Source organism: Streptomyces sp. NPDC001880 (genome assembly GCF_053594575.1).
This window is the reverse complement of record NZ_JBSFET010000213.1, coordinates 1-3,738: the sequence shown is the minus strand read 5'-3', so window position 1 is coordinate 3,738 and position 3,738 is coordinate 1. Positions and strand designations below refer to the sequence as shown.

6 protein-coding genes are annotated in these 3,738 nt (G+C 67.1%); 1 reads left to right on the top strand and 5 read right to left on the bottom strand.

Annotated elements, in window-relative coordinates:
- Positions 1-242 precede the first annotated feature (242 nt).
- From amaP to ACWCQ6_RS36275, 5 genes are read right to left on the bottom strand one after another with little or no spacing between them, the layout of a single operon-like run.
- Positions 243-839, bottom strand: coding sequence for an alkaline shock response membrane anchor protein AmaP (gene amaP / locus ACWCQ6_RS36295; RefSeq protein ID WP_451096651.1), 597 nt, complete (start codon positions 837-839; stop codon positions 243-245).
- 8 nt (positions 840-847) lie between these two features.
- On the bottom strand, positions 848-1,528 hold the full coding sequence (locus tag ACWCQ6_RS36290) for a DUF6286 domain-containing protein (RefSeq protein ID WP_451096649.1): 681 nt from the start codon (positions 1,526-1,528) through the stop codon (positions 848-850).
- Positions 1,525-1,977 carry an Asp23/Gls24 family envelope stress response protein gene (locus ACWCQ6_RS36285; protein ID WP_451096647.1) on the bottom strand — a complete coding sequence of 151 codons (453 nt, stop codon included), beginning with the start codon at positions 1,975-1,977 and terminating at the stop codon, positions 1,525-1,527. Before ACWCQ6_RS36285 ends, ACWCQ6_RS36290 begins: the two co-directional genes overlap by 4 nt.
- 5 nt (positions 1,978-1,982) lie before the next feature.
- On the bottom strand, positions 1,983-2,204 hold the full coding sequence (locus tag ACWCQ6_RS36280; RefSeq protein WP_389294175.1) for a hypothetical protein: 222 nt from the start codon (positions 2,202-2,204) through the stop codon (positions 1,983-1,985).
- Between the two features lie 39 nt (positions 2,205-2,243).
- Positions 2,244-2,672, bottom strand: a complete 429-nt coding sequence (locus ACWCQ6_RS36275; RefSeq protein WP_397798010.1) for an Asp23/Gls24 family envelope stress response protein — start codon at positions 2,670-2,672, stop codon at positions 2,244-2,246.
- 178 nt (positions 2,673-2,850) lie between these two features.
- Here ACWCQ6_RS36275 and ACWCQ6_RS36270 point away from each other — a divergent pair, with 178 nt between their 5' ends.
- Positions 2,851-3,639 carry a hypothetical protein gene (locus ACWCQ6_RS36270; RefSeq protein WP_451096645.1) on the top strand — a complete coding sequence of 263 codons (789 nt, stop codon included), beginning with the start codon at positions 2,851-2,853 and terminating at the stop codon, positions 3,637-3,639.
- Positions 3,640-3,738: the final 99 nt, after the last annotated feature.

Sequence of the window (3,738 nt, the reverse complement as noted above, 5' to 3'; positions counted from 1 at the left end):
CGCTCGTTTGCGCAGCTCAAGGGGATACGAAGAGGGGCGTGCCATGACTCAATCCTTTCACGGAATCGAGTCTCCATTCGAACCGGGGCGGTTCAAGCTGCACCGCTCGTTTGGCAGCCCGGCAGGAGAGCCTCCTGCCGGTGGAGGTTTCGCGATCCACACCGAACCAGAAGGCCTCACTCGTTCAAGATCACCACACTCATGCCATAGCCATAGCCCTCACCAACCCCGATGGACAGCCCTTAGTCGACGCGGCGGGCGCGGTGGCGGACTTCCCGGAGCCTGACCTCCGACGGAAGGCGGTCCAGGCCTGCCGAGTCCCGTGCGTGTGCGAGCGTTTCCCCGCTCAGTTGCTCCAAAGTCCGCGCCGGTTCTGCGTGAGGCTTGAGCAACAGCCGTACTCGTGCGGCCGGAGCAGCACGCCGACCCGTCAACCGCACATGAGCCCGCGAGATCCCATCCAGCACCTGCGCCTCTTCCTCGATTGCGTCCTCCAGCGCACGGCCATTGAGTCGGACCGCCGCGTCGTCTTCGCTCTCGATGAGGACCTGGCCCAGCCGGTGCCTGTGCAACTGCGCCAGAAGCCACCAAAGCAGCAGCGCGAGGAGCACGACGAGCACCGCAATGACGGCCGGCCACCACCAGTCCTCCTCCCGCCACCGGGTGCGTCCCTCGGTGCCCAGCACGACATCGTCCGGACCGCGGAAGGGCCACCAGCCCGGCACGTCGAATCCCCAGTGGCGCTGCAGATCGAGCCCACCCAGCAGCACGCCGCCACCCAGGGCGAACAGTCCAAGGCCGAGCAGCCCCAGCAGCACCCGGTTCACTGCCTTGAGCATGGGACATCTCACCCCTTCTTCGGGCGCCGAACGCGCACGTCCAGCTTGGGCTGCTGGGCGAGACCCAAGTTCGCTACGGCTTTGCTCAGCGCGGCGTCCAGATCCGCGCGGACCTCGTTGAGATCGCGGAAATGTGCCTGTGCCCTGGCCTTGACCTTCCGGCGGCCGACATCGACCCGTGCCGATTGCACACCGGATACCCGTACGGCCCGGTCACGCAGAAGCAGGGCGGCCGCGTGACGGTCGAGCCCGGCACGGACCTCCCCCGCTCTGAGGGTCCCGGTGGGCTGCCGCATGGGTAGCAGTCTGCGCAGTCCCGGCGTCACCGCCAGCAGGAAAAGCCACAGGCCAAGGGCCATCGCCACTGCGGCCCCGACGGTCATCCAGATGTCATCCAGTGGCCGTGTGGCCAGTTCCTCGGCGAGTCGCTGTCGCCAGCTCATCCCGGGCCGGTCTGCCCGCACCGAGACCACGTCGTACAGGAGCAGCCCAATGCTTGCGACGGACAGCAGCGCCACAATGGTTGCGGGGATCCGTCGCGCGGACCAGAAGCGGCGCGCCGGCCGGCCCGCTCTATGGGCCGCTGCCTTCGCGCCCGTGCCCGGGGGGTCGCCCGCGGACGAACCCGCCTGTCCCGTACCGGAGGGAATGTCGCCTTCGCCGGTCGGCCGCCTGGTGTTCGCGCTCATCTCACTCTCTCCCGGTCTCTATGCCGCGAGTGCACCGAGTGCAGCCTCTCGACCGACACCGTGAGTTCGGACACGTCCATGCCGGTCCATGTCCTGAGCCGCTCGATGACCTCGCGGCTCACCGCAGCGCACTGAGCCCTGATGTCGGACGGATAGCCCAGCTCCACAGCGATGCGCATCCGTGCTTCGCCGAGCAGGGCTGGACGGCTATTGGCGGGATCGCCGTCCCGTCCTGCGGCGTGCTCGTTGCGCTCCGGTGCCGGCCGCACAGACGTCGTCACGCGTGGTGTCCGGCGGCCGGGCGGTACGTGGCGGGCCGAATCGGTGAACCGGCTCAGCGCCTCGCGGGCCACGTGGGAAGCGATTTTCGCGACGACATGGTCGGAGACGGTGGTCGCACCCCGCTCTCCGCGAGGAACGCCCGGACGGCGATCGACGTCACTGGTCACTGCCGTCAGTCTCCCCGAGCCTGTCGCCGGTTATCGCGCATCCGCTGGTGGTCGTCATGGCGGCGGCGGATGAAGTCACCCGGCTCAAGATCACCTTCCATCAAGCGCCCGGCGACAAGTCCGACGGCACCCAGTACCAGCACCAGCAGGAAGGCCCAGAAGCCACCGAAGTACCCGGCGAAGCCCAGTGCCATTCCGGCAATCAAGCCGACCACAGCCTTGCTCATCACGCGCTCCTTCGCTCAAGCGGGCTGCTCCCCCCTTGGCTACTGGACCCGCTGCTGCTCTTCTTCGTCCTCCTCGTCGGGCAGCTTCACATCACTGACCGCGATGTTGACTTCCACGACTTCCAGGCCCGCCATCCGCTCCACTGCGGAGATCACGTTCTCGCGCACGTCACTGGCCACGTCCGTGATTGAGACGCCGTAGTCGACAACGATCTCCAGATCGATGGCCGCCTGCACCTCTCCCACCTCGACACTGACCCCGCGCGTGACGGATTTGCCACTACCGGCCCCGGGAATCCGCTCCCGCATGGATCCCATCGAGCGTGCAAATCCACCGCCCAGGGCATGGACGCCGGGCACATCGCGTGCCGCCATTCCGGCGATCTTCTCTACCACTACGTCGGCAATGGTCGTCCGACCGCGAGAGCCGGGCGCACTGCCGTGCTTTCCGCCGGTGTTCTCAGTCATCGGGCTGTTCCTCCCTGAAGGAGATCACCTAGCACTCTTTGATCGGATTATATTCGTTTTAGTGGGTTTTATCAGAGGCGTGAACCGTGAGACGGGGTGGTCCAACGAGTGGTCCGCAGTACCCCTGCAGGGGCACTGCAGAGTCGGGGCGCAACATGGGAGAAAGAGAACCGCGGCCATGGAAGAGAGTGAGAGGCCGGTGCAAACTGAGGCGTGGATGCAGGCAGTACGGCGCCAGCTCGGCCTGGGTCGATTGCTCCCTCTCGGAGGGCCTGACGACGGGACGTGGATCACCGAGCAAGCGGCCGTCCGGATCCTCGGACGCACTGCCGCTGAGATTCCCGGCGTTTGGCTGGAAAGCCTGCGCATCGGACCGGCATCGCTCGGGCCCGTGTCCGAGCCGTCCGTCCGTCCACCGGCCAGCGCGCTACCGCCTGGCCCGCTCAGGATCGAGGCGGCATTCACCGCATTCATGGGGCAGCCACTGCCCCGCACAGCGGAGCAGTTGAGGAGCGCATTGCTCAACGTGGCCGCTGAAAGGCTCGGTCTGGCCACTGAGGCAGTTGATCTGCGCGTCACGGATCTCCACGAAGGCCCGGAGAGAGGCGTCAGGCCACAGACCGCAGAGAACGCCATGGGGCCCCCACCGGAGGCTGCAGCCGCGCGAAGCTCGCTCCCAACGTCCGGAACGGGATCCATGCGGGGCCCCATCGGGGAGCTCGCCGATGTCGCAGCGGCTGTTCCGGGCGTGGCCCGCCTCACCGCCGTGCTGGGAAGCCGCCCGGTCAAAATGGAGCAACATGACCATCCACCAGGCCGGCACATCGAGGTCCAGCTTGCGGTCGCACCCGGGTACCACCCGCTGGAAGTAGCCCTCGCCGTCCGGGCGGCGATAGCCGACGCAGCCACCAGTGACACTTCGGGCCCGGTAACCGCCGCCGTCCTCATCGCAGAAACCGCGGCCTAATACAGCAACCGCATCTGAGGGTTCTGGCCCCTGCGTTTGTAGTGGGAGCGGCGGGCTCTGGCCTGGCTGCGTCTGCGGAAGCGTGACCAGTGCAGGTGG